Genomic DNA, 20,169 nt, shown 5'->3' with positions numbered 1-20,169 from the left:
ATTGCTTCGTTGATGATGATGATTGATTTTAATACTATGTAAAAGCCAATTACTTTGATTACCTATTAACTTCCTATGCAAATATATGTCTAAAAAAAGGTACTATGTAACGCATAGTACTAATATTTAATAATATTTTAACATTTTAGAATGGTCTAAATAAATACTACTTTTAGCAAAATAAATAAACAATATGGCGGTAACAGCTAGTAAATTCAATATGTTTTCATTTTTTAAACTACCTGCAGCTTGGTGGTGCGGAGTACGTTTAAGAGAAATAGATAAAAATAGGTCTGTAGTGACCGTTACCCACCGTTGGATCAATCAGAATCCGTTTAATTCTATGTTTTGGGCAGTACAGGGTATGGCTGCGGAACTATCTACCGGAGCAATGATGATAGACCAAATTGAAGCAACAGGAAAGAAGATTTCTATGTTGGTCGCTAATAATAAGGCTAATTTTTCTAAAAAAGCTACTGGTAAAATAACGTTTACCTGTGAGGACGGACACTTGATAAAAGAAGCTTTGGAAAAGACCATTGCAACTGGAGAAGGACAAACCATTTGGATGAAATCTGTTGGTGTTAATGAAGACGGGGTAGTGGTAAGTACTTTTGATTTTGAATGGACGGTAAGGTTGAAACAGAAAAAGTAGTTTCAATGAAAAGAGCAATAAGATTCCAAGAGACTCAGAAGTTTACCCAATGGTGGTTGTGGTTGATCATACTTGCTCCAATACTATTATTTGTAATAGGTAAGGTAATAACTATTATAAGTTTATTTACAGCTCAAATTCCTAATGCTTCCGGTAATATTAGCATTTCATGGATATCGGGTAGGTTATCTATTGTTCAATTTATCTGCGTCCTGGTTTATATAGCTACCATATTATTTTTGGCATTATCAAAACTTAAAGTAGTGGTTTCAGATAAGGATATAAAAATTCGTCATCTATTATTTTTTAGTAAAGTCATTGATTTAAATGAAATAGTAGAACAACAGATCGTTAATTATGATTTTGTAGGGTACGGTATCAGAAAAACTAAAAAGTACGGTACAGTTTAGAATGTTAAGGGTAAAGAAGGAGTCGCCCTAACATTGACCAATGGTGAGAAATACCTTATTGGCTCGCAAAAGACCGAAGAATTTTTAAAATCTCTTTTAAAATAATTCGGTTTAGTTGTAACAAAACTTTCCTTTAATCAACTAATTAGTACCGATAAAATTGGGAATTTGGTTTTATATAACTTTACTATTATGCAGCTAAAACATAAACCATTTCTTTTAATTCTCCTTGCTTTAGTATTAATTCATCTACTTCATGGTTTGATAATTTGGTTAACAATGCAACTCGGTTTAAGCAATGAGGAAGTGGACATTATTTCTTTAATAACAATACCAATAGTTACGATAATTGGTATAGTTTTTTTGTTAATACAATTCGGAATTCATTTAAATTTTTCATTAATTAAGGTAAACCCGAAGTTGGTATTTTATGTTATGCTTCTTGCAGTTTTTATAGTTATTTTCCAATCAGCTCTAGATGTATCTTTTATAAAAGGGTTGTTACAATCTAAAGTTCGTTTTTTTACTTTTACAAACCCATCTCAATATGGTATACATAGTATTGTTTATTTATTTGGAGCAGTAATTGCAGCTCCAATTATAGAAGAAATTTTATACCGAAAAATTATCTTTATAAAATTAAAGGAGCATTATGGGCTAGCTTTCGGTTTGGTTGTTTCTTCTTTCCTATTTGCTTTAGTACATTGGAATTTTGAAGGCTTATTTGCCTATTTTATTACAGGGCTTCTCTATACATATTTGTATTATTTAACAAAAGTATTGTGGCTTAATATTTTACTTCATGGTATTTATAATTTTGTAATAACGTTTACGACAATTGAAATGTTTGATTCTTCAGATAGAATTTTTGTTATTATACTATTGCTGTATTTAATTTCTACAGCAGGCATTTATATGATTTTAAAAGATGTAAAAACGCTTACCATTAAAACCAATTGAATTAAAATTGTAACAATATCTTCTTTTCATCAACTAATAAGCATCAATCAAAAACAATATAGAAATGAACGCACACGAAATAGATTACGAGATTTTTGGAGAAGAAATGCAATATGTTGAAATAGAGCTAGATCCGCAAGAGGCAGTTGTAGCCGAAGCTGGTAGCTTTATGATGATGGATACCGATATTAAAATGAATACCATTTTTGGTGATGGTAGCAATCAAGACAATAGTGTTCTTGGTAAAATTTTCTCGGCAGGTAAACGTATGCTTACGGGAGAAAGTCTATTTATGACGGCATTTTTAAATATTGGTCAAGGTAAAAAACAGGTAAGTTTTGCCTCTCCATATCCTGGTAAAATTTTGCCAATTGACCTTTCTGAAATGGGCGGACGCTTTATTTGTCAGAAAGATGCCTTTTTATGCGCTGCAAAGGGTGTATCTGTCGGTATTGAATTTTCTAAGAGATTAGGTCGTGGACTTTTTGGAGGTGAAGGTTTTATTATGCAAAAGCTTGAAGGAGACGGAATGTCCTTTATACATGCAGGTGGTACGTTGGCAAAGAAAACCCTTGGTCCTGGTGAGGTACTAAAAGTAGATACGGGATGTATTGTTGGCTTTACAAAAGATGTGGACTATGATATAGAATTCGTTGGTGGTATTCGTAATACGGTTTTTGGTGGTGAAGGCTTATTCTTCGCAACCCTTCGCGGACCCGGCACAGTCTATATTCAGTCCTTACCTTTCAGTCGTTTAGCAGGAAGAGTTTTGGCATCAATACCAAGAGGAGGAAAAGATAAAGGAGAAGGTAGTATCCTTGGGACTTTAGGGGATATTGTTGGTGGAGATACTAGGTTTTAAGAATTATGGACAGGGTACAAGGTACAAGGTACAAAGTATTAAGTACGAAGTCTAAAGTTAGAAGCGTGAAAATAGAGTATAGAGTATAGAGTATAGAGTGTAGAAAATAGACTTGTTAGAAGATATATTATTTAGCAAAGCTAAGCTTACCAAATGGAAGCTATTAAGTAATAAGAATTACTAGAGCAATTGCTAATATAATATCTCAGTACCTAAATATTTATTACTTAATACTAAATAACGCGAAGCGTAATAGCCAAAAGCCAAAAACCAGTAGAAGAAAGTATTAAGTACAAAGTATGTTAATTTGAATTTGAATTTGAATTTGAACTTGACTCTTGAACTTGACTCTTGAACTTGAACTTGAATTTGATTTTTAAGCTTGAGTTTGTATTTTAATTTTCCAACAACCAACAACCAACAACCAGCAACGAGCAACGAGCAACGAACTTATGAGTTTTAAAAATCAGATAGACTTCTTAAAAGAATTACAGCAAAACAATTCAAAGGAATGGATGGATGCCAATCGTAAATGGTACAAACAGGTACGTGATGAATATATAGATTGGTTAAATAGTATGAATGGTAGACTATCGGCTATTGATGACGAGTACTATGATACTCCGGGTAAAAAGGGAATAAATCGTATCAATAATAACCTTATGTTTCATCCCAATAAACCTATTTATAAAGACCATTTAGGAGCGGGGTTTGACAAGAAACCAAAAACTGCCGATTTCTATTTTGAGTTGGGTATAGACCGTTGCATTTTTGCGGGAGGATTATGGAGACCGGAGCCAAAAGTATTGCGTAGTGTTCGTGAAGCCATTGATTATGATGGAGAAGAATTGGTGAAAATATTAAATAAGAAATCCTTTAAAACCCGTTTTGGTGACCTCTATGAAGATGCTAAACTGACCAATGCACCTAAGGGGTTCGCCAAAGATCATAAACATATAGAATTGCTCAAAACCAAAACCTTTGCCGTATTCCAAGAGTTTAATACTAAGGAAACCAACAAAGCTAAGTTTGATGATGAATTAATAGCAGCTTATAAAGAAATGCTACCATTTAGGCGTTATTTGAATAAGGCCATTACCGTGTAATTATTTCGCATCTGCTGCCGGAATCCACTTAGGTTTTAAATCTGGCTGTGCCATAGTGCTATCCAATGGAAACATAGGTCTTTTAATTCTCTTATAACCTAATCTATTTAAATCTTGGTCCACTCCGCCGGGAGTAAGTGCCATGGTCCAATCGCCACGCATATCATAAAGTTCAGGAACCAAGTAGCCAATTTTTACGACTACAATATCCGTGTTTTTAGGGTCCAGGCCTAAATTGGTAAAATCACTTAAAAGATGGTAGGGTTTGCGTTTTTTGGTCACGATGACATCAATATTACCAACCTTAACAACTACTTCTATCTCAGCGTTTACATCACCTTCTTTAATAGCGGTAACGGTACCTTCTAACGTTAGGGGACCTGCAAATCTATCATCGACGGCAGCGCCAGCTTCAGCTTTAATTTTACCACCAATTCCTATTTCTAACGCCTTTTCTACAAACTCAGGTCCTGGTATAGATGCATAAATAAGAGAGGTTCCGTTTTTAGACTTAAATTCCGGTCTGGCCAAAAGCTTTTTCAATGTCCAAGTGACATCACCTGCACCGCCAGCAGTAGGGTTATCGCCCATATCACTGATCATGTAAGGTTTCTTTTCACTGGTCAAAGCAAGTTTTAAGCTTTCATCTAGCGTGGTAGTAGGTGCGACAAATTCAAATTCGTTACGCACATCCCAGAAATTTTGTGCCAATTTTTCTGCTCCTTCGGCAACTTTTTCCTTATCATCTCCGGTCACCATTACAACGGCGTGGTTACGGGGTTCATCTGCCCAGGCATAGCCGATCCATATGGCGGCATCAATAACACCTTCTTGATTGGCAACGGTAGGAACTTTTGCGTATAAACTCTTACCGGGCTCTATACGCGTACTTGTTTTTTCTCCGGGTAATAAAATAGGTACAGGTACCCAAGCCTTAAAGGCGGGTTTACCTTTGCCACTTTCAAGTCGGTCAATTAAATTAGTAACCGCTCTTCTTTTAGATTCAATAGCATCTTCATGCGGTGCCATACGGTAGCACGTAATTAAATCGGTATGTTTTGCCAATCGTTCAGATACGTTACCGTGCAAATCCATAGATGTAGAAATAAGTACATCATCACCTATTACTTCACGAATACGCATTATAAGGTCACCTTCAGGATCATCTAACCCAACCACGCTCATTGCGCCGTGTATGTCAAAAAAGAGTCCGTCATATGGTTTGTTTTCTTCTAGCATTTTCAAACTTTTGCCAACCAAAGATTCGTAGGCTTCTCGCGTTACCGTTCCACCTGGCAGCGATTTCCCCACAAGTGTTGGTACCCATTGCGCTCTTTTTCTATTTATAGAATCTGGCTGTAAAAAGGGATATCTGGTGAAAACCGAATCACCTACTTTAGCATGAAAGGCTTCCTCAGTAGAAAGGGCAGGTGAAAAGGTGCTACTTTCTATGCCCAAACCGGCAATGGCAATCTTAGGTAAGTTTTTGGTTTCAGTATCTTTTTTTTCTTCATTGCAAGAAGAAGCTAAGCTAAGTAATAGAACGGCGTAAAGGTATAAATGCTTCAAAATCTAAGGTTGTTTGGATTGTCATGAAAAGATACTGGTTCATAGGGCATATTAGCAAGAGTTTTTGCTAAATAACCTTTTCTAAGCTATTAATGTAAGTATTGGAAAGACCTAGTTTATTTCTTCACGTTTTAAAGCGTACTGCTTTATCTTTATAATCACAATTTAAAACGGCTATTGATTTGAAAAATGGAGGCATTAAGAATGTAAAAAGAGAAATACTTTCTGATAATTGGTATATTTTAAATAAATACACCTATGACTACCAAAAGCCAGATGGTAGTTGGGAAACCCAGGAAAGAGAGGCTTATGATAGGGGTAATGGTGCTGCTATTTTATTGTATAACTCTAAAAAAAAGACTGTGGTTCTTACAAGGCAATTTAGAATGCCTACCTATGTTAATGGTAATAAAGACGGAATGATGATCGAAGTTTGTGCCGGGCTTTTAGATGGCGATAACCCTGCAGATTGTGTACGAAAAGAAACTGAGGAAGAAACCGGATATAAGATCAATAATGTGGAAAAAGTTTTTCAAACCTACATGTCGCCCGGTTCAGTTACCGAAGAGCTGTTTCTTTTTGTGGGAGAATATGATGATAGTATGAAGGTAAGTGATGGTGGTGGCGCAGAAGATGAAACCGAAAACATTGAAGTCTTAGAATTGAATTTTGATGAAGCTATCACCATGGTTTCAAATGGGGAAATTAAGGATGCCAAGACAGTTATGTTATTGCAATATGCAAAATTGAATGGGTTAGTTTAGGCACGGTTTATCGACAAATAGGTATGCAAAATCTCTTTAAAATAGGGTTTGGTGGTGGTTGCCATTGGTGCACAGAAGCCGTTTTTATGGCTTTAAAAGGTGTACATAAGGTAGAACAGGGTTTTATAGCACCTAAAGAAGATCCTGAAAATTTTTCAGAAGCTGTAATTGTGTATTATTATCCTAATTTAATAGCGCTAAAAGATTTAGTTGCCATTCATTTAGATACTCATAGAAGTACTCAGAATCATTCAATGCGCCATAAGTATAGGTCTGGTATTTATTATTTTATGAATAATGAACAAGCTATTTTGAAAGAGCTATTGTCAGCGTTACAATTGGAATTTAAAGAGCCGATTATTACTGGGATATTTCCATTTGGGGCATTTAATGCCTCAGAAGAACGATTTCAAAATTACTATTTTAAAGATACCGAAAAGCCATTTTGCAAAACACATATTACGCCAAAAATCCAATTACTTAAAGAGAAGTATGCAAAACATGTATCAACAGATGTTTTATGATCAATAGTTGTCCCTAAGTGTTTGTAGCATAAGTTCAAGTTGGGTTCTTTCGTCACTGGTAGCATTTTTATAATGGTTATTCATAAAACTGAAGATAAGCGTTTTACCAGATTTTGTGAGTAAATAGCCGCTTAAGCAGTAATTGTTGCTCAAACTGCCCGATTTGGCAAAAATATACGGTTGGTCTACACCTTTAAATCTATTCTTGAGGGTTCCAGATAAGCCACCGGCAGGAAAAATGGAATATAATCGCTCTTTGGGTACAAGAACAAATAATTCGTTTAAAACGTGCACCATATTTTGTGGGGTAAACAGGTTGTAGCGAGATAAACCTGAGCCGTCTACCCATCTTGGAGTTTGCGCTAATTGGTTTAGTTCATGTTCTAGGATATATTCTCTAGCTAAACCACTATTCAAAGTATCCTTTAATGTAGAGGCAGCTAGAACCAATAATTGTTCTGCAATGAAATTATCACTTTCATGCATCATTCTAATGTAGAGTGAATCTGCCTGAATTCCAGGTAAAGTTTGTTTTGTTCCAATGGACATTTTAGACCTGTTCAAAATAGGCTTGTTCAATGCTTGCTCTAAAATGGCCTTTGTGTTGAGGGTGTTTGTAATAAAAGGTATTTCTATAGTGTCAGCATAATTGGGTGGGTAAAAAAATAGGTTCGAAGTCTCCTTACGGTTTTTGGTATTTCTAATTTGTAAAATACTATCCTTAAAGTATGTGGGCGAAACCGAAAGTGATGTATTCTTGTGTATCATTACCACATTGCCATACAGTGGAAAAGCGTTGCGCTCAGGTGAATAATAATATTGATAATCGTCCCATGCCCAACCTGGTCCAAATTTGGTATCCATGAAATTATCTGTTGCGAATACTAAATTCCTTTTACTTTTTAGAAATTTAAATGCGGTAGAATCTTTTAGATAAGGATGTAGGAATGATGGGTCGCCTGTGCCTTCAAAATACAAGGTGTCGTTACGGTCAATATATTGCAATGCAGGTATTTGGTCCGGGAGTGTTCTTATAGCGGTAAAAAGTGTGAAAATTTTTGTGTTGCTGGCAGGGGTAAAATACTTATGATCATTAAGGTTATAAATGGTGTCTTTAGAATTTGCATCAATTACTAAAACACCTGTGAACTGATTTTCATAAAAAGCGGATGTTAGACGTTGGTCTAAATTTTTCTTAATGAGAGATTTTTTTGAACCACAAGAGGATACAAGAAAAATAAGTACAATAATTAAAACCAAGTTTTTCATGAATTCGAAAGTACAAAATAGAAACCTTATGATACCCATAAAAAATTAACACGAAGAGTATTACTTTAACTTTTTGTATACAATATTAATTCTGTATTTCTGTTTACCTTTATACAACAACAAAACCTATTAATCTAACAACAAAATGTCTAAGTCTATGCTAGAGTATAGTAAAACAGTACTTAAAAAGGTTAGTTTTGATACCTTGCTTTTTTGTAAGGAGTTGAAGAAAGCCTTAAAGACGTTATTACCTGAAGAGGTAGAAGAATTGAAAATCTGGTTAGAAAGTTTCATAACGGATAAACCAGAGTTAAAACAAAGTTTAGTTTATTTAAAAGCATAAGTAAGAGCCACGTAAAGTGGCTCTTTTTTTTAAGCAACCAATTGGTGTTTTGTGAGTCTTATTTAAAAAAGTATGATGATTACTAGAATATTTGTTACCATTAGTTTGCTCTTTTTAATGCAATGTCAAAATGATGACACGGAATTTGACAATACACCAGTAGACGATACTAGCTTAGTGGGAGAGTGGCTGTTGACGGAGTCTTATGTAAGTCCTGGTGGAGCTACCGAATGGCAAGATGTTGATGAGGGTTATCGGTATATTTTTGATGAATTCGGTAATTATGAAAGAACCAACTTTGATAAGGAGACTTTGAATACAGGTAGTTATGAAATAATAGCGCCAGAACTTTATTTGTATTTCATTACCGAAGGAGAAAAAGATACTTTAGGTTTTAAGGCAGATTTTAATAGTAGCAAGACTAGCTTAACACTATCACCTTCTTACCCTGGCATATGCATAGAAGGATGTTTATACAGATTTAAGAAACAATAAATTTATTGGCACCGCCAAAGGGTATAATATCCCGAGGCTTACCTCGAATTTATAAGTTTGTTTCCTTTGAGTGCCTCACGGACTTGCCCTGAGGTACTTTACTTAGTGAGCGGACTAATAATCTTTACATCTTGAAATGCAATGGCACCGCGAACAATGCCAGTAATAACATCTCTTAAGGCTTCCGTAATTTGAACTTTAAGTTCCTTTTTATGGTATATTAGACTTACCTCCCTTGCCGGTGATGGGTCCCTAAAATATTTTAAATTCTTTTTCTTTGAACTGTCAAGCTCAAGTGTATTTAAATAGGGAAGTAATGTCATACCTAAACCTTCATTAGATAAGTTAATAAGTGTTTCAAAACTACCGCTTTGTAGGCTAAAGTGTTCTCCTCCGATTTTTGGTGCTTTGCACAAATTTAGGACACCTTCCCTAAAACAATGACCATCCTGTAATAACAGTATATCTTCAATATCTAAATCATCCGGGGATATTTTAGTGCTTTTGCCCAAGCGGTGTTCCATAGGAACATAGCCAACAAATGGCTCATAATATAAAGGTCTTTCTGTAATGAAATCTACTTCTAAAGGTGTTGCTGCAATTGCAGCATCTATGTGGCCATCTTCAATGTTTTGAATAAGACTTTCTGTATTTTGTTCTTTGATAATTAGATTTACCTTGGGATATTTCTGAATAAAATTCTTAAGAAACATAGGCAATAAAGTAGGCATTATCGTTGGGATAATTCCCAGAACATAATCTCCGCCAATATATCCTTTTTCTTGCTCTACAATATCTTTTATACGTGCAGCCTCATTTACGATATTCTTTGCTTGATCTACAATTTTTTTACCCACTTCAGTAATGGTTATCGGTTTTTTGCTACGATCAAATAATAGTATATCTAGCTCATCTTCAAGTTTTTGTACCTGCATACTCAATGTAGGTTGTGTTACAAAGCTTTTCTCTGCTGCTAAGGTAAAATTCTTGTGCTCTGCAACCGCTAGAACATATTGTAATTGAGTAATGGTCATGTGTATAGTTTAAAGCTTTAAAATTACTAAAAACCATTATCATGACCTATTACAAGAACTATATGTAAGCTATTTTTATGTTAGAAACGCAACCTTAATTCAAGGTCTTCCGTGGAAACCGTAAATTTAGAATCTGCAAATGTCGGTGGGCCCATTGGCATTGAATTACCGCTCATGGCATAATCTTCCGTTGGCATTCCGTTAGTGGCAAAATCCATTCGGTTATTGTCGTTTTTATCGTGCAATACAGAAAATGCATAATCACCAGGTTGAATATTTTCAAACGTCAAAACCAATTCTCCAGCTTCCGCTTTGTCTTTACTTGTTTTTATGCCTTCTGCTTTCATAAAGGTGTCTTCATTATGAAGTCCGCTTAATACATGTCCTTCACTGTTTAAAACATTTTCAATAACTACTGTTAATGTAATGCCTTCACTATTTTGAGCATTCATGGTTAAACTCATGGCTAATACGAAAATGGGGAATAGTAACTTTTTCATTTTTAAAGGTTTTAAAGATTAATTGATTACTTCAAAGGTGCTATAAACCTCTATTTTTAGAAAAAGTAGATTACCCAATTGTTTTATTGTAGCACCCAATTGTCGTAATTCAATGCCGATATAAAAATATCGACCATCTAGCGTTTGGTAATGAGGTAGTCTAAACCAAATTTCCCAGAGCCAAAACCCATAAAAAATAGACCTAAGCAGAAAAACATAAAAGTGGGCATAATGTTCCAAGATTGGTCCCACGGTCTAAATGCAATGGTAATGAACATAGTTGTAGTAATAAAAAAAGCTGTAATTCTGGTATTAAGACCTAATAACAGTAAAATACCGCCCAATGCTTCGGTTAAGCCGGCAGACCAAGCAAAAACTTCTGGCATTAAAGAAAATGGTAATCCAAAATCCTTGGTTAATTCTACAAACCAATCTGATACCTCAAATAATTGAAGGTTCATTGATTTAGGTGTCCAGGGAGTGCCAAATTTGTTAATAGCAAATACGAATGCGAGAAGATAGCCAGTAAATACCCTTGGAATCAAAATGAAGATATTTGGTAAGAGTGCATCTACTTTAAAAGGGACTATCAATCTCTTTAAAGATGTAAGTTGATAAATCATATTGTTGGTGGTTGATTATCTAAACTTACCTAAAAATTAGTAAAATAAAAATGACTAAAATCAACGGGAATTAGTTCAAAATTTATTATTTTATTTGCTTGCCTAAACTATTTTAATACTATCAATTTTTAAGGTGAAGTCTTCGGCTACTCCGTTTTTTATTATAAAGGCAATTTGAGCCAGAAAATCCCCATGGTAATTTGGCAGTTCTAAGTTATCGCCCCTAAATACAGCTTCCATTTCTTTAAAAGGTATTTGGATCGTTTGCCAATCTTTGGTAGTCTTAAAACTATAGCTATAAGTATGGCGTTGATGTTCGCCAGATTTACATCTAAAGGCATATTTTTTACCATCACCCTTTAATTTGATAACGAATGATGAAAATTTTTCAACCGATATGCGATTTATATCATGCTTAATTAGGCAAAATCCGCCATTGTTTTCCAATGAAACATGACCACTGAAAACACCGTTTCCATCATCATCAATTTGAAGAAGCCCCATGGAAATACCACCCATAACTTCATCATTGACCAAATCCCATTGTTTTCGGTTGCTGGTTTTATTGAAATCAAAAATTGTTACTTCTTCACGCATCATAAGATATTTTAAGGGTGTTCAAATTCAAGTTAAAATTAGTTGATAGGCACAAAGGATGGCAACTCTAAAGGTTTAAATGTTAGCTTGAACACTAACTTATTCATGCAATCTTTTTTTCATTTCTTCTGCAACCGCTTTTTCAGATGCACCTTGTTTTTCTAACTCAGAGATAATTTTTGGGTGGTCATGGCTTCTTCCTTGAGATAGTTTGTTTACAGCCTGTATATCATTGATTTCAATTTCAAAACCAATGATGCCAGTTACCTGTCTCATTGTTTTTTTAGACATGTTGTTCAGTGAAACAGGATATTCAGATTGTTGCTCATATTTATCTACTAGAGCATGTAGAGAGGTCAATAATTCATCGGATGTCTGAATTTTTACGGTACCATAAACATGTACTGCAATATAGTTCCATGTTGGTACTTCTTCTTGCTGGTACCAAGATGAAGAAATATAGCTATGCGGTCCATTAAAAATACATAACACCTGATCCCCGTTATTAAGGTTCTTGCTTTGTAAATTGGCTTTGGCAATATGTCCCACCAAAATGTCATTACCCATTTCATTTTTACATAGTTCTAAAGGAATATGGGTTCCCCAAGGTTTACCTTCAATAGTATTGATTAAAATACCAAAACTGTTATTTTTTAAGAAATCATGTATTTCTTTGATGTCCGTGTTCTGATAGTGTTCTGGTATAAACATATGGTCTTAAATATATTGAATTCAAAAGATGGTTATAAATATCCGTTTTTTGAACCAATAATTTCACCTTTAACGCTAAGTAAATTCGTTAATCTTAAATATCTTAGAAGTGAATTTAAAATAGACATATATGCCCTTTATAACAAATACAAAAGCAAAAGAACAAGTAGATATATTTTATGAAGATTACGGTAGCGGACAACCGGTAATATTAATTCATGGTTGGCCGTTGAGCAGAAAATCATGGGAACAACAGGTTTGGAAAATAGTAGAAGAAGGTTTTAGGTGTATTTCTTATGATCGTAGAGGTTTTGGTACTTCTTCATCTCCATGGGATGCCTATGACTATTCTTCATTGGCAAGTGACTTAAACGCTATTATTGAAGAGCTGGAACTAAAGGATGCCATTATTGTTGGTTTTTCAATGGGAGGTGGTGAAGTTGTACGCTATTTAACGGATTATGGTCCTAGTAGAATAGCAAAAGCAGCATTGATCAGTTCTATTATACCATTAGTAAAACAAAAACCGGATAATCCTTCAGGAGTGCCGGAAGATGCCTTGGAAGGTATTATTGATGCTCTTCAAAAAGATAGGGTGGGTTTTTTAAAGGAGTTCAGTAAAGGTTTCTACAATTTTGAAGAAAATAAAGGAGAGAAAATCAGTCAGGCGCAGTTAGACTATGATTTTACCATTGCCTCTTTTGCTTCTCCCAGAGCTACTATACAGGCTGCGTTGGCATGGATGCATACAGATTTTAGACCAGAGCTTGAAAATGTTACCGTACCTACATTAATTGTACATGGTGATGCCGATGCAACAGTACCTATAGAAACTTCCGCAAAACAAGCACATGATGGCATAAAATATAGCACTCTTGAAGTAATTGAAGGTGCTCCACACGGGCTAAACGTGACACACCCTGACGAATTGAATGAAATTTTGATTTCTTTTTTAAAGAAGTAATTGAATGAAATGAAATGCAAATCGGACCCTGATACGGTCCGATTTTTCATTTGTAATAATAGCTATACATAGAATAAATGAGTTTAAGTTCAAAAATCAAAGCATGTATTTTTTTACTGTTTATGGTAATGATTTATAGCTGTAAGCAAATAAGAAAAGTTACCGATGTCATTGTACAACCAACGGCAAGAGAGCTTTATGCACGAGAATTTGAAAATTTAGATTCGTTGCGTTTTAATACCTGGCAACAGGCGTATAAATTGGCAAAAGCCGATAGTCTTCAAATACGCCTTCCTTATGCCGAGCAAGGTCAATATTTTAAAGATCGCATTACAGTTTATAGTTATAATATGTACTTGAATGAAGGTGAGGTATTAAATGTTGAGGTTGAGAACAATGTATTGGGAATACGAAGTTTTATAAATCTCATAAAGGTTAACCCAGACAGTAGTTTAACGGATGAATTTCATAATAAGTTGGGAGAACATCATGCGAAAGTGCCTATTGATGAAACCGGAATTTATAAAATTACCATTCAACCGGAATTGAACTCACAAGGAATGTTTTCCTTTCAACTATATACATCGCCTAGTTTTGGTTTTCCCGTGCTCGGAAAGGACAATAAAGCCATTCAAAGTTTTTGGGGCGCGGTTAGAGGGGGTGGAGCACGTAGTCATGAAGGTATTGATATTTTTGCAGAAAGGGGAACACCGGTAGTTGCGGCGGTTGATGGTATGGTAAGCGCTACTGGCGAAAAAGGATTAGGTGGTAAACAGGTTTGGTTAAGAGCGGGACTCTTTGGTAAATCGCTTTATTACGCTCATTTAGATAGTATATCGGTATCAACCGGTAATAGAGTAGCTATAGGTGATACTTTGGGTCTGGTAGGAAATACGGGAAATGCCCGTACTACTGCACCACATTTACATTTTGGAATTTATAAATCCGGTCAAGGGGCTATTGATCCGCTTCCGTTTGTAAAGAAGACAGAAAGACCTGATATAAAAAGGGTATTGAGCACATCTAAATTTATAAAAGTATCAGCAGCAATTGCCAATTATAGAAATGCCCCAGAGGTTGTGGGCATAAAGTTAGGAGAAGTAAAACGGAATGACACCTTGTCATTATTAGGGTATACAAAAGATTGGGCACACATAGAACTTTTAAGCGGGGATAAGGGGTTTGTTTATAAGAGTCTGGTATCTGAACTTTAGTGGAAATGCTTTTATATTGAAATACAAAGCCTCTTGATTTTAAGAAGAAGAGGCTTCGTAATAACTAAAATGAAAGAAGTACTTATTTGCTCATTAAAAGCTTTGTAAAGACCGGTAGGTGGTCAGAGATATGTTTATTGTTTTCCATTCTATCATCAATATGTAGGTACTCTAAAACTTCAAAGTTTTCTACGAATATGTAATCGATACGATTAGTTAAAATACGCGAATGGTCAAAACCGCTAAAAGTTCCCGTTGGTCCGTAAAAAGGTTTTTGAGCGATTGATTTTCCATCAGCCAAGGCATTTTGTAAAAATTGAATCGGTTTTTCCGTGGGATTCAAATTCAAGTCGCCCATAAGCACCACCGGAAGATGATCACGATTAACCTCCCTTATCTTGGATACAATGAGTTTTGCCGAGTTTTCACGAGCAACTGTACCTACATGGTCAAAATGCGTATTGAAGACCAAAAATTGCTTTCCCGTATTTAAATCTTCAAATAATCCGTAGGTGCAAATACGTTCCATTGCGGCATCCCATCCTACAGATATTTTACTTGGTGTATCGGACAACCAAAATGTTTCACTTTTTAATAGTTTATATAATTTGGTGTTGAACAGAATAGGGGAGTATTCGCCTTTTTCTTTTCCGTCATCACGACCAACACCTATATAATGGTAATTGGAAAGCTGTTCATCTAAAAACGTTAGCTGATGATGCAGAACTTCTTGCATGCCAATGACACCAGGGTCATAATATTGTAAAAGATCAACCATGGCAGCTTTGCGATCGTTCCAATTGTTTACTGTATCATTAACATTGTCGTACTTTATATTATAGGTAAGTATATTAATTTCTTGACCACAAAGGCTTGATATCGACATGCATAATGCCAGAACAAAACTTATATATTCTATACTATTCCGCATCCTTGTATTTTTCAAACCAAGCTAGTACACTGGCAATTTTGGCTACTAAATTACTAGGTCTGTTAGCAATGCCATGTCCTGCTCCGGGAATACGCACCATAGCCGTTTCAACACCTTCTAATTTAAGGGCAGTATAGAATTGTTCAGATTCTGCAATAGGCGTTCTATAATCTTCTTCACCCGTTAGCAGCATAGTTGGCGTAGTAACATTGGCAACATACATTAACGGAGAACGTCTAAAATAGTTTTCCGGATCTTCCCAAGGTTTTTTGCCGAACCAATATTTAGAAAAGAAAGCAGCACCATCTGCATAGAGCACGAAACTTGTCCAGTTTATTACTGGTTTGGCAACCACGGCAGCTTTAAATCGGTCAGTTTTACCCACTATCCATGCAGTAAGTACTCCGCCGCCACTACCACCGGTAACAAATAGATTATTGGTATCTATAAATCCTTTTTCAATGACGGCATCTACACCGCTCATTAAATCTTCATAATCGTGATTAGGGTAGTCGTGGTGAATTAAGTTACCAAATTCCGCTCCATAGCTAGTACTTCCCCTTGGGTTACTGTACAGCACAACATAACCAGCTGCAGCATAAGCCTGTATCTCGGCACTGTAAACTGAGCCGTAGCTAGTAAACGGTCCGCCATGAATTTCAAGAATAAACGGATATTTTTTACTTGGGTCAAAATTTGGCGGAGTAACCACCCAACCTTGTATTTTTTTCTGGTCATATGAAGATTCCCACCAAATTTCTTCGGTCTTACCTAAATCACGAAAAGAGAAAAGATCGTCGTTTACAAAAGTCAATCGTTTAGAACCTTTTTTGTCGGCAGCACCTAAATCAGAAGGGTGTTCGGTATTACCTAACGTATAGGCAAATTTAGAGTTGTTAGAAACGGTAAAATCACCCGCGTTATAGGGTCTTCCCAATGACAAACCACCAAGTCCTTCAACAAGAGTGGTTACTTTACCATTCAAAGTAATATGGCCTATTTTGGTAGCTCCTTCCGTATCATATTGAAAATAAAGACCTTTGCCATCATTTGACCACTGCACATTGGCAATATCCCTATCAAAATCACCGGAAATTAACCTAGGGTTGCTTCCATCGGTATTCATCACATAAAGATTGGTAATTTCATACCCCTGTAATTTATCATCTTTACCGGTGTAAGCTATTAAATTGCCATCTGGAGAAACTGTAGGTGAATTGTCCGGTCCATATCTAGAAGTCAGTGGAGTTACCTCTGCTGTTGATAAGTCTAATTTATAGACTTCGCTATTGGCAGGTTCAAAAGCCTCATCTGGATTAAAATTTGCGGAGAAGTATAACGCTTTGTCATTTTTGGCCCATACGGGAGCACCATGGTCAAATGTTGTAGTAGTTAATTGCTTTGGCGTACCGCCATCAATAGATAAGGTGAAAAGTTGAGTATTTCCGCCTTTAATATATCCCTGACCGTCACCCCTATAGTTCAATTTATCAATATATGTTGGTGGGGTATTCCATTTGGCGCCTTCAGGCTTCGTAGGCATTTTCACGATAGATTTTTCAGCCTCTGGCACAAACATGGTAAAAGCTAAATAACGATCATCATGAGACCAGCTTACGGCACCGGGACTTTTAGGAGTATTCGTTAATGGAGCAATTTCTTTGGTATCCATCCACATGAGGTATAATTTCATTTTGGAATCCTCTTTGTTCGATTTAAAAATGATTTTTTTACCGTCATGAGACCAACGTGGGTAGTAGTCGTTTTGGTTGCCAGTTGTCAAAGGTCTATTTTGTGAACCGTCGTAATTTATGATCCAAAGATTAGATAAATTCTTGTCGGTCATAATATCCTTGAAGTTTCTAACGTAGATTATTTTACTACCATCTGGCGATATCTGAGGATCAGATACATACTCCATATTAAATATATCGGTAAGCTCAAGATTTGAAGAAACTTGTGCAGTTACCGTTATTGAAAATAATAGGAGAAAGAGTGTTTTTGTAATAATTTTCATAGTGTTGAGTTTGGTTTGAAATGATGCCTTGAAGATAGCGAATTACTAAAAAAATTGAACGCATTACATTAAGATTTGAGGAAGTATTAACATTCAAACCTTTAATCCTTTTTGTATTTTCACGGTATGGAAGAAAAAGGCTATTTACATCAAATTCACCCTGTGCTTCCGGTTTGGGATGTTGTTGAGGCGTTAGATTTTTATGTTAACCGTTTGGGGTTTAAGATTGCCTTCGCAGATGATGCCAAAAACCCAAAATATGCGGGTATCTTAAGGGACGATATTGAGATCCATTTGCAATGGCACAATAAAAAAATGTGGGAGGTAGATATAGATAGACCTATGTTGCGCATTGTATCTCAAAACATAGAAGCTTTGTACAACGAGTATTCAAACGTAGATGTTTTTAATGCACATACATTGCTAAGGGAAACCGCATGGGGAACACGGGAGTTTGCTTTTTACGATCCATTTAAAAACGGATTAACATTTTATAGAGATGTTTAGACCGTTCAGTTTCATGGAATCATCAAGAATTAAAAATATAGAAATGAAAGTATTATTTATAGGAGGAACAGGGAATATAAGTACACCAAGTAGTAGATTGGCAGTTGCCAAAGGAATGGATTTGTACCTATTAAATAGGGGCAAAGCCAAAGTTGATATTAAGGGCGCGCACAGCATCATTGGTGATATCAACAAACCAGATGAACTTGAAGAGCTGAAAAAACATGAGTGGGATGTTGTGGTGAACTGGATAGCGTTTACACCTGATGATATTGAGCGCGATATTGAATTGTTTAAAGGAAAGACCAAGCAATACATTTTTATAAGTTCTGCATCTTGTTATCAAACGCCATTGAGCTATCCTGTAATTACGGAGTCTACTCCGTTACATAATAATCTATGGGATTATTCTCAAGGTAAAATTCAATGTGAGGACAGGTTACAGAAAGCATATCGTGAGGAAGGATTTCCTATTACCATAGTAAGACCATCCTTAACGTATGATACGGTAATACCTATAGCCGTTGGTGGATTTGATAAGTTCAATACCGCACAGCGAATATTGGATGGCAAAGAAATAATTGTACATGGAGACGGAACCTCACTTTGGACAGTGACACATTCAGATGATTTTGCAAAAGGATTTGTAGGTTTATTAGGATTACAGACGGCAATAGGGCATGCTTTTCATATAACTTCAGATGAGGTGCTGACCTGGAATATGATTTATAAGATTTTGGCTGATGCCTTAGGGAAGGAAGCAAAAGTAGTTCATATAGCGTCGGACTTTATTTGTAAAGTAGAGCCGTCATTTACGGGTACACTTTTAGCGGACAAAGCAGAAAGTGTCTTGTTCGATAATACCAAGATAAAAACTTTTGTACCGGGTTTTAAAGCTACAATTCCGTTTTCGGAAGGGATAAAGAGGACCGTAAAGTGGTTGTTAGAGCATCCAGAACATCAAAACATAAATGAAGGGACAGAGGCTAAGATTGAGAATGTGTTGAAGGCTTATAAAGGTTTGTAGATTTTTAAGAGCTCTAGCAGGTTGATTCACCATTCGTATTGCCCACCCCTAAATCCCCTCCCGGGAGGGGAGGAATACGTGATATTTGTGAGTATTTAGCGTTTTTAAATGTTAATTTACGCGTATCATTCTATGAATTGGTTGGAGTAAAGCAATTAAACATTCCCCTCCTTGGAGGGGCTAGGGGTGGGTTCTTTGAGTCTGCTGAATTTTTTCTTGTATGTGAAATGATAATAGAAGTAAACACTGTGCGCAATCATTTTCTTCACCTTAGAGTGGTAAATATTGGGTAATTAAAAACTAGCTTGAATCTTACTTTTCATGATGCTCTAAATAATTATCTATTCTGTGATATAAGAGTGCAGCATCTTTTTTGACATACTCAAGCCTATTTAGAATGGAATAGGCATAGGTTAATTCTGAATTAGTGAGTTGGTAAAATTTATCCTTACGCATCATTTTTAAAAGAATGGGGATTTCGGCGGGACTTACTGAATCTGGAAATTTAGGGTTAAATACTTTATATGAGTTCATAAAATGAGGATAATCACTCCGTGAATCGGCCCCATATTCATATAAGAATTCTAAATTTAAATAGTACGCAACAATCTCATCACGAATGTCTTGGTCTGATATTAGGCTAATATTACCTGTACTTGACAACTCATTATAAGTTCTGTTATTGGGGGTAAGCCTGCCGATGCCATAAATACCACCATAAGCTACATCATTTATAAATGTGATGGTATCGGTTGGTATAATACCGTTCAGATAATAATTTTTAGCTTTATTTAAGCCTTGTATTTTTTTATCACCTCTTTTAAACCAACTTCTTTCAAAATATAAAGAATCCGATAGTATATCTTCTTGAATGTTCTTGAGGTAATTCAATTCTACTTTTCTGCTTTTACGATACTCATTCCAATTATTAATCTGTAATGCAATTAATATTCCAACAACAACGAGAATAATTTCACCGATGGCGTATTTTAAGTACTTGGAGACTTTGCCTTCTTCGAGCAGGTTTCTGCGGATTTTTCTAAAGAAATTAATCATTGGTCAATTGTTCTGATTTCTTGGCGTCAAA

The 20,169-nt window shown here is 35.6% G+C and carries 23 protein-coding genes; 13 read left to right on the top strand and 10 right to left on the bottom strand.

From position 1 onward, the window contains the following. The first annotated feature begins 193 nt into the window (after positions 1–193). The 5 genes from B2Z27_RS04950 to B2Z27_RS04930 all read left to right on the top strand — a co-directional run bounded on the left by B2Z27_RS04950 (position 194) and on the right by B2Z27_RS04930 (position 3,993). Positions 194–655, top strand: coding sequence for a DUF4442 domain-containing protein (locus B2Z27_RS04950; RefSeq protein WP_071339722.1), 462 nt, complete (start codon positions 194–196; stop codon positions 653–655). 5 nt (positions 656–660) lie between these two features. Then, positions 661–1,065, top strand: a complete 405-nt coding sequence (locus tag B2Z27_RS04945; protein ID WP_286812787.1) for a hypothetical protein — start codon at positions 661–663, stop codon at positions 1,063–1,065. 192 nt (positions 1,066–1,257) lie between these two features. Continuing rightward, on the top strand, positions 1,258–2,025 hold the full coding sequence (locus B2Z27_RS04940) for a CPBP family intramembrane glutamic endopeptidase (protein ID WP_286812786.1): 768 nt from the start codon (positions 1,258–1,260) through the stop codon (positions 2,023–2,025). Between the two features lie 64 nt (positions 2,026–2,089). After that, the gene (locus tag B2Z27_RS04935; RefSeq protein ID WP_071339720.1) at positions 2,090–2,887 is read left to right on the top strand and encodes a TIGR00266 family protein; all 798 of its coding nucleotides are present in this window, start codon (positions 2,090–2,092) and stop codon (positions 2,885–2,887) included. Positions 2,888–3,339: 452 nt separating this feature from the next. Then, entirely contained in the window at positions 3,340–3,993 is a 654-nt protein-coding gene (locus B2Z27_RS04930) for a DUF2461 domain-containing protein (protein WP_286812785.1), read from the top strand. Here the strand turns inward: B2Z27_RS04930 and B2Z27_RS04925 are convergent, their stop codons facing one another. Then, positions 3,994–5,562 (bottom strand): M81 family metallopeptidase, encoded by a 1,569-nt coding sequence (locus tag B2Z27_RS04925; protein WP_286812784.1) that lies wholly within the window; start codon positions 5,560–5,562, stop codon positions 3,994–3,996. Between the two features lie 182 nt (positions 5,563–5,744). On the opposite strand from B2Z27_RS04925, the gene nudK reads away from it, so the two are divergent. Together nudK and B2Z27_RS04915 are read left to right on the top strand one after the other, a co-directional pair. Further along, positions 5,745–6,326, top strand: coding sequence for a GDP-mannose pyrophosphatase NudK (nudK, locus tag B2Z27_RS04920; RefSeq protein WP_286812783.1), 582 nt, complete (start codon positions 5,745–5,747; stop codon positions 6,324–6,326). Positions 6,327–6,349: 23 nt separating this feature from the next. Then, positions 6,350–6,850, top strand: a complete 501-nt coding sequence (locus B2Z27_RS04915; protein WP_286812782.1) for a peptide-methionine (S)-S-oxide reductase — start codon at positions 6,350–6,352, stop codon at positions 6,848–6,850. Here B2Z27_RS04915 and B2Z27_RS04910 read toward each other — a convergent pair whose 3' ends face one another. Next, a complete protein-coding gene (locus tag B2Z27_RS04910; RefSeq protein ID WP_286812781.1) occupies positions 6,851–8,119 on the bottom strand; it encodes a D-alanyl-D-alanine carboxypeptidase/D-alanyl-D-alanine-endopeptidase in 1,269 nt (422 codons plus the stop codon). Between the two features lie 145 nt (positions 8,120–8,264). On the opposite strand from B2Z27_RS04910, the gene B2Z27_RS04905 reads away from it, so the two are divergent. After that, the gene (locus tag B2Z27_RS04905) at positions 8,265–8,462 is read left to right on the top strand and encodes a hypothetical protein (protein WP_058105611.1); all 198 of its coding nucleotides are present in this window, start codon (positions 8,265–8,267) and stop codon (positions 8,460–8,462) included. A 72-nt stretch (positions 8,463–8,534) separates the two neighbouring features. After that, a complete protein-coding gene (locus tag B2Z27_RS04900; protein WP_286812780.1) occupies positions 8,535–8,957 on the top strand; it encodes a hypothetical protein in 423 nt (140 codons plus the stop codon). A 98-nt stretch (positions 8,958–9,055) separates the two neighbouring features. Here B2Z27_RS04900 and B2Z27_RS04895 read toward each other — a convergent pair whose 3' ends face one another. From B2Z27_RS04895 to B2Z27_RS04875, 5 genes are all read right to left on the bottom strand, one after another. Continuing rightward, a complete protein-coding gene (locus tag B2Z27_RS04895) occupies positions 9,056–9,991 on the bottom strand; it encodes a LysR substrate-binding domain-containing protein (RefSeq protein ID WP_286812779.1) in 936 nt (311 codons plus the stop codon). 80 nt (positions 9,992–10,071) lie between these two features. Continuing rightward, the gene (locus tag B2Z27_RS04890; protein WP_286812778.1) at positions 10,072–10,491 is read right to left on the bottom strand and encodes a DUF2141 domain-containing protein; all 420 of its coding nucleotides are present in this window, start codon (positions 10,489–10,491) and stop codon (positions 10,072–10,074) included. A 137-nt stretch (positions 10,492–10,628) separates the two neighbouring features. Further along, positions 10,629–11,114 carry a DoxX family membrane protein gene (locus B2Z27_RS04885; RefSeq protein ID WP_058105615.1) on the bottom strand — a complete coding sequence of 162 codons (486 nt, stop codon included), beginning with the start codon at positions 11,112–11,114 and terminating at the stop codon, positions 10,629–10,631. A 102-nt stretch (positions 11,115–11,216) separates the two neighbouring features. Next, a complete protein-coding gene (locus B2Z27_RS04880) occupies positions 11,217–11,714 on the bottom strand; it encodes a CIA30 family protein (protein WP_286812777.1) in 498 nt (165 codons plus the stop codon). 96 nt (positions 11,715–11,810) lie between these two features. Next, positions 11,811–12,422 carry an FMN-binding negative transcriptional regulator gene (locus B2Z27_RS04875; protein WP_286812776.1) on the bottom strand — a complete coding sequence of 204 codons (612 nt, stop codon included), beginning with the start codon at positions 12,420–12,422 and terminating at the stop codon, positions 11,811–11,813. 130 nt (positions 12,423–12,552) lie between these two features. Here B2Z27_RS04875 and B2Z27_RS04870 point away from each other — a divergent pair, with 130 nt between their 5' ends. Both B2Z27_RS04870 and B2Z27_RS04865 read left to right on the top strand, forming a co-directional pair. Then, positions 12,553–13,386, top strand: a complete 834-nt coding sequence (locus B2Z27_RS04870) for an alpha/beta fold hydrolase (RefSeq protein WP_091603253.1) — start codon at positions 12,553–12,555, stop codon at positions 13,384–13,386. Positions 13,387–13,463: 77 nt separating this feature from the next. Beyond that, the gene (locus B2Z27_RS04865) at positions 13,464–14,600 is read left to right on the top strand and encodes a M23 family metallopeptidase (RefSeq protein WP_286812775.1); all 1,137 of its coding nucleotides are present in this window, start codon (positions 13,464–13,466) and stop codon (positions 14,598–14,600) included. 82 nt (positions 14,601–14,682) lie between these two features. Here B2Z27_RS04865 and B2Z27_RS04860 read toward each other — a convergent pair whose 3' ends face one another. After that, positions 14,683–15,531, bottom strand: a complete 849-nt coding sequence (locus B2Z27_RS04860; protein ID WP_244745143.1) for an endonuclease/exonuclease/phosphatase family protein — start codon at positions 15,529–15,531, stop codon at positions 14,683–14,685. Further along, positions 15,521–17,548 carry a S9 family peptidase gene (locus B2Z27_RS04855; protein WP_286812774.1) on the bottom strand — a complete coding sequence of 676 codons (2,028 nt, stop codon included), beginning with the start codon at positions 17,546–17,548 and terminating at the stop codon, positions 15,521–15,523. The genes B2Z27_RS04860 and B2Z27_RS04855 overlap by 11 nt, the downstream gene beginning before the upstream one ends. Before the next feature lie 126 nt (positions 17,549–17,674). On the opposite strand from B2Z27_RS04855, the gene B2Z27_RS04850 reads away from it, so the two are divergent. Together B2Z27_RS04850 and B2Z27_RS04845 are read left to right on the top strand one after the other, a co-directional pair. Continuing rightward, positions 17,675–18,055, top strand: a complete 381-nt coding sequence (locus tag B2Z27_RS04850; protein ID WP_058105621.1) for a glyoxalase superfamily protein — start codon at positions 17,675–17,677, stop codon at positions 18,053–18,055. 43 nt (positions 18,056–18,098) lie between these two features. Beyond that, complete coding sequence (locus B2Z27_RS04845) at positions 18,099–19,082, top strand: SDR family oxidoreductase (protein ID WP_286812773.1); 984 nt, start codon at positions 18,099–18,101, stop codon at positions 19,080–19,082. A 312-nt stretch (positions 19,083–19,394) separates the two neighbouring features. On the opposite strand, the gene B2Z27_RS04840 is transcribed toward B2Z27_RS04845, so the two are convergent. Next, positions 19,395–20,138, bottom strand: coding sequence for a DUF6090 family protein (locus B2Z27_RS04840; RefSeq protein WP_071339705.1), 744 nt, complete (start codon positions 20,136–20,138; stop codon positions 19,395–19,397). Positions 20,139–20,169 lie beyond the last annotated feature (31 nt).

The sequence above is a fragment of the Maribacter sp. UBA3344 genome (genome assembly GCF_002362375.1).
Taxonomy (GTDB): Bacteria; Bacteroidota; Bacteroidia; order Flavobacteriales; family Flavobacteriaceae; genus Maribacter; species Maribacter dokdonensis.
The sequence above is the reverse complement of the archived record's forward strand: the minus strand, read 5'-3'. Positions and strand labels throughout refer to the sequence as shown.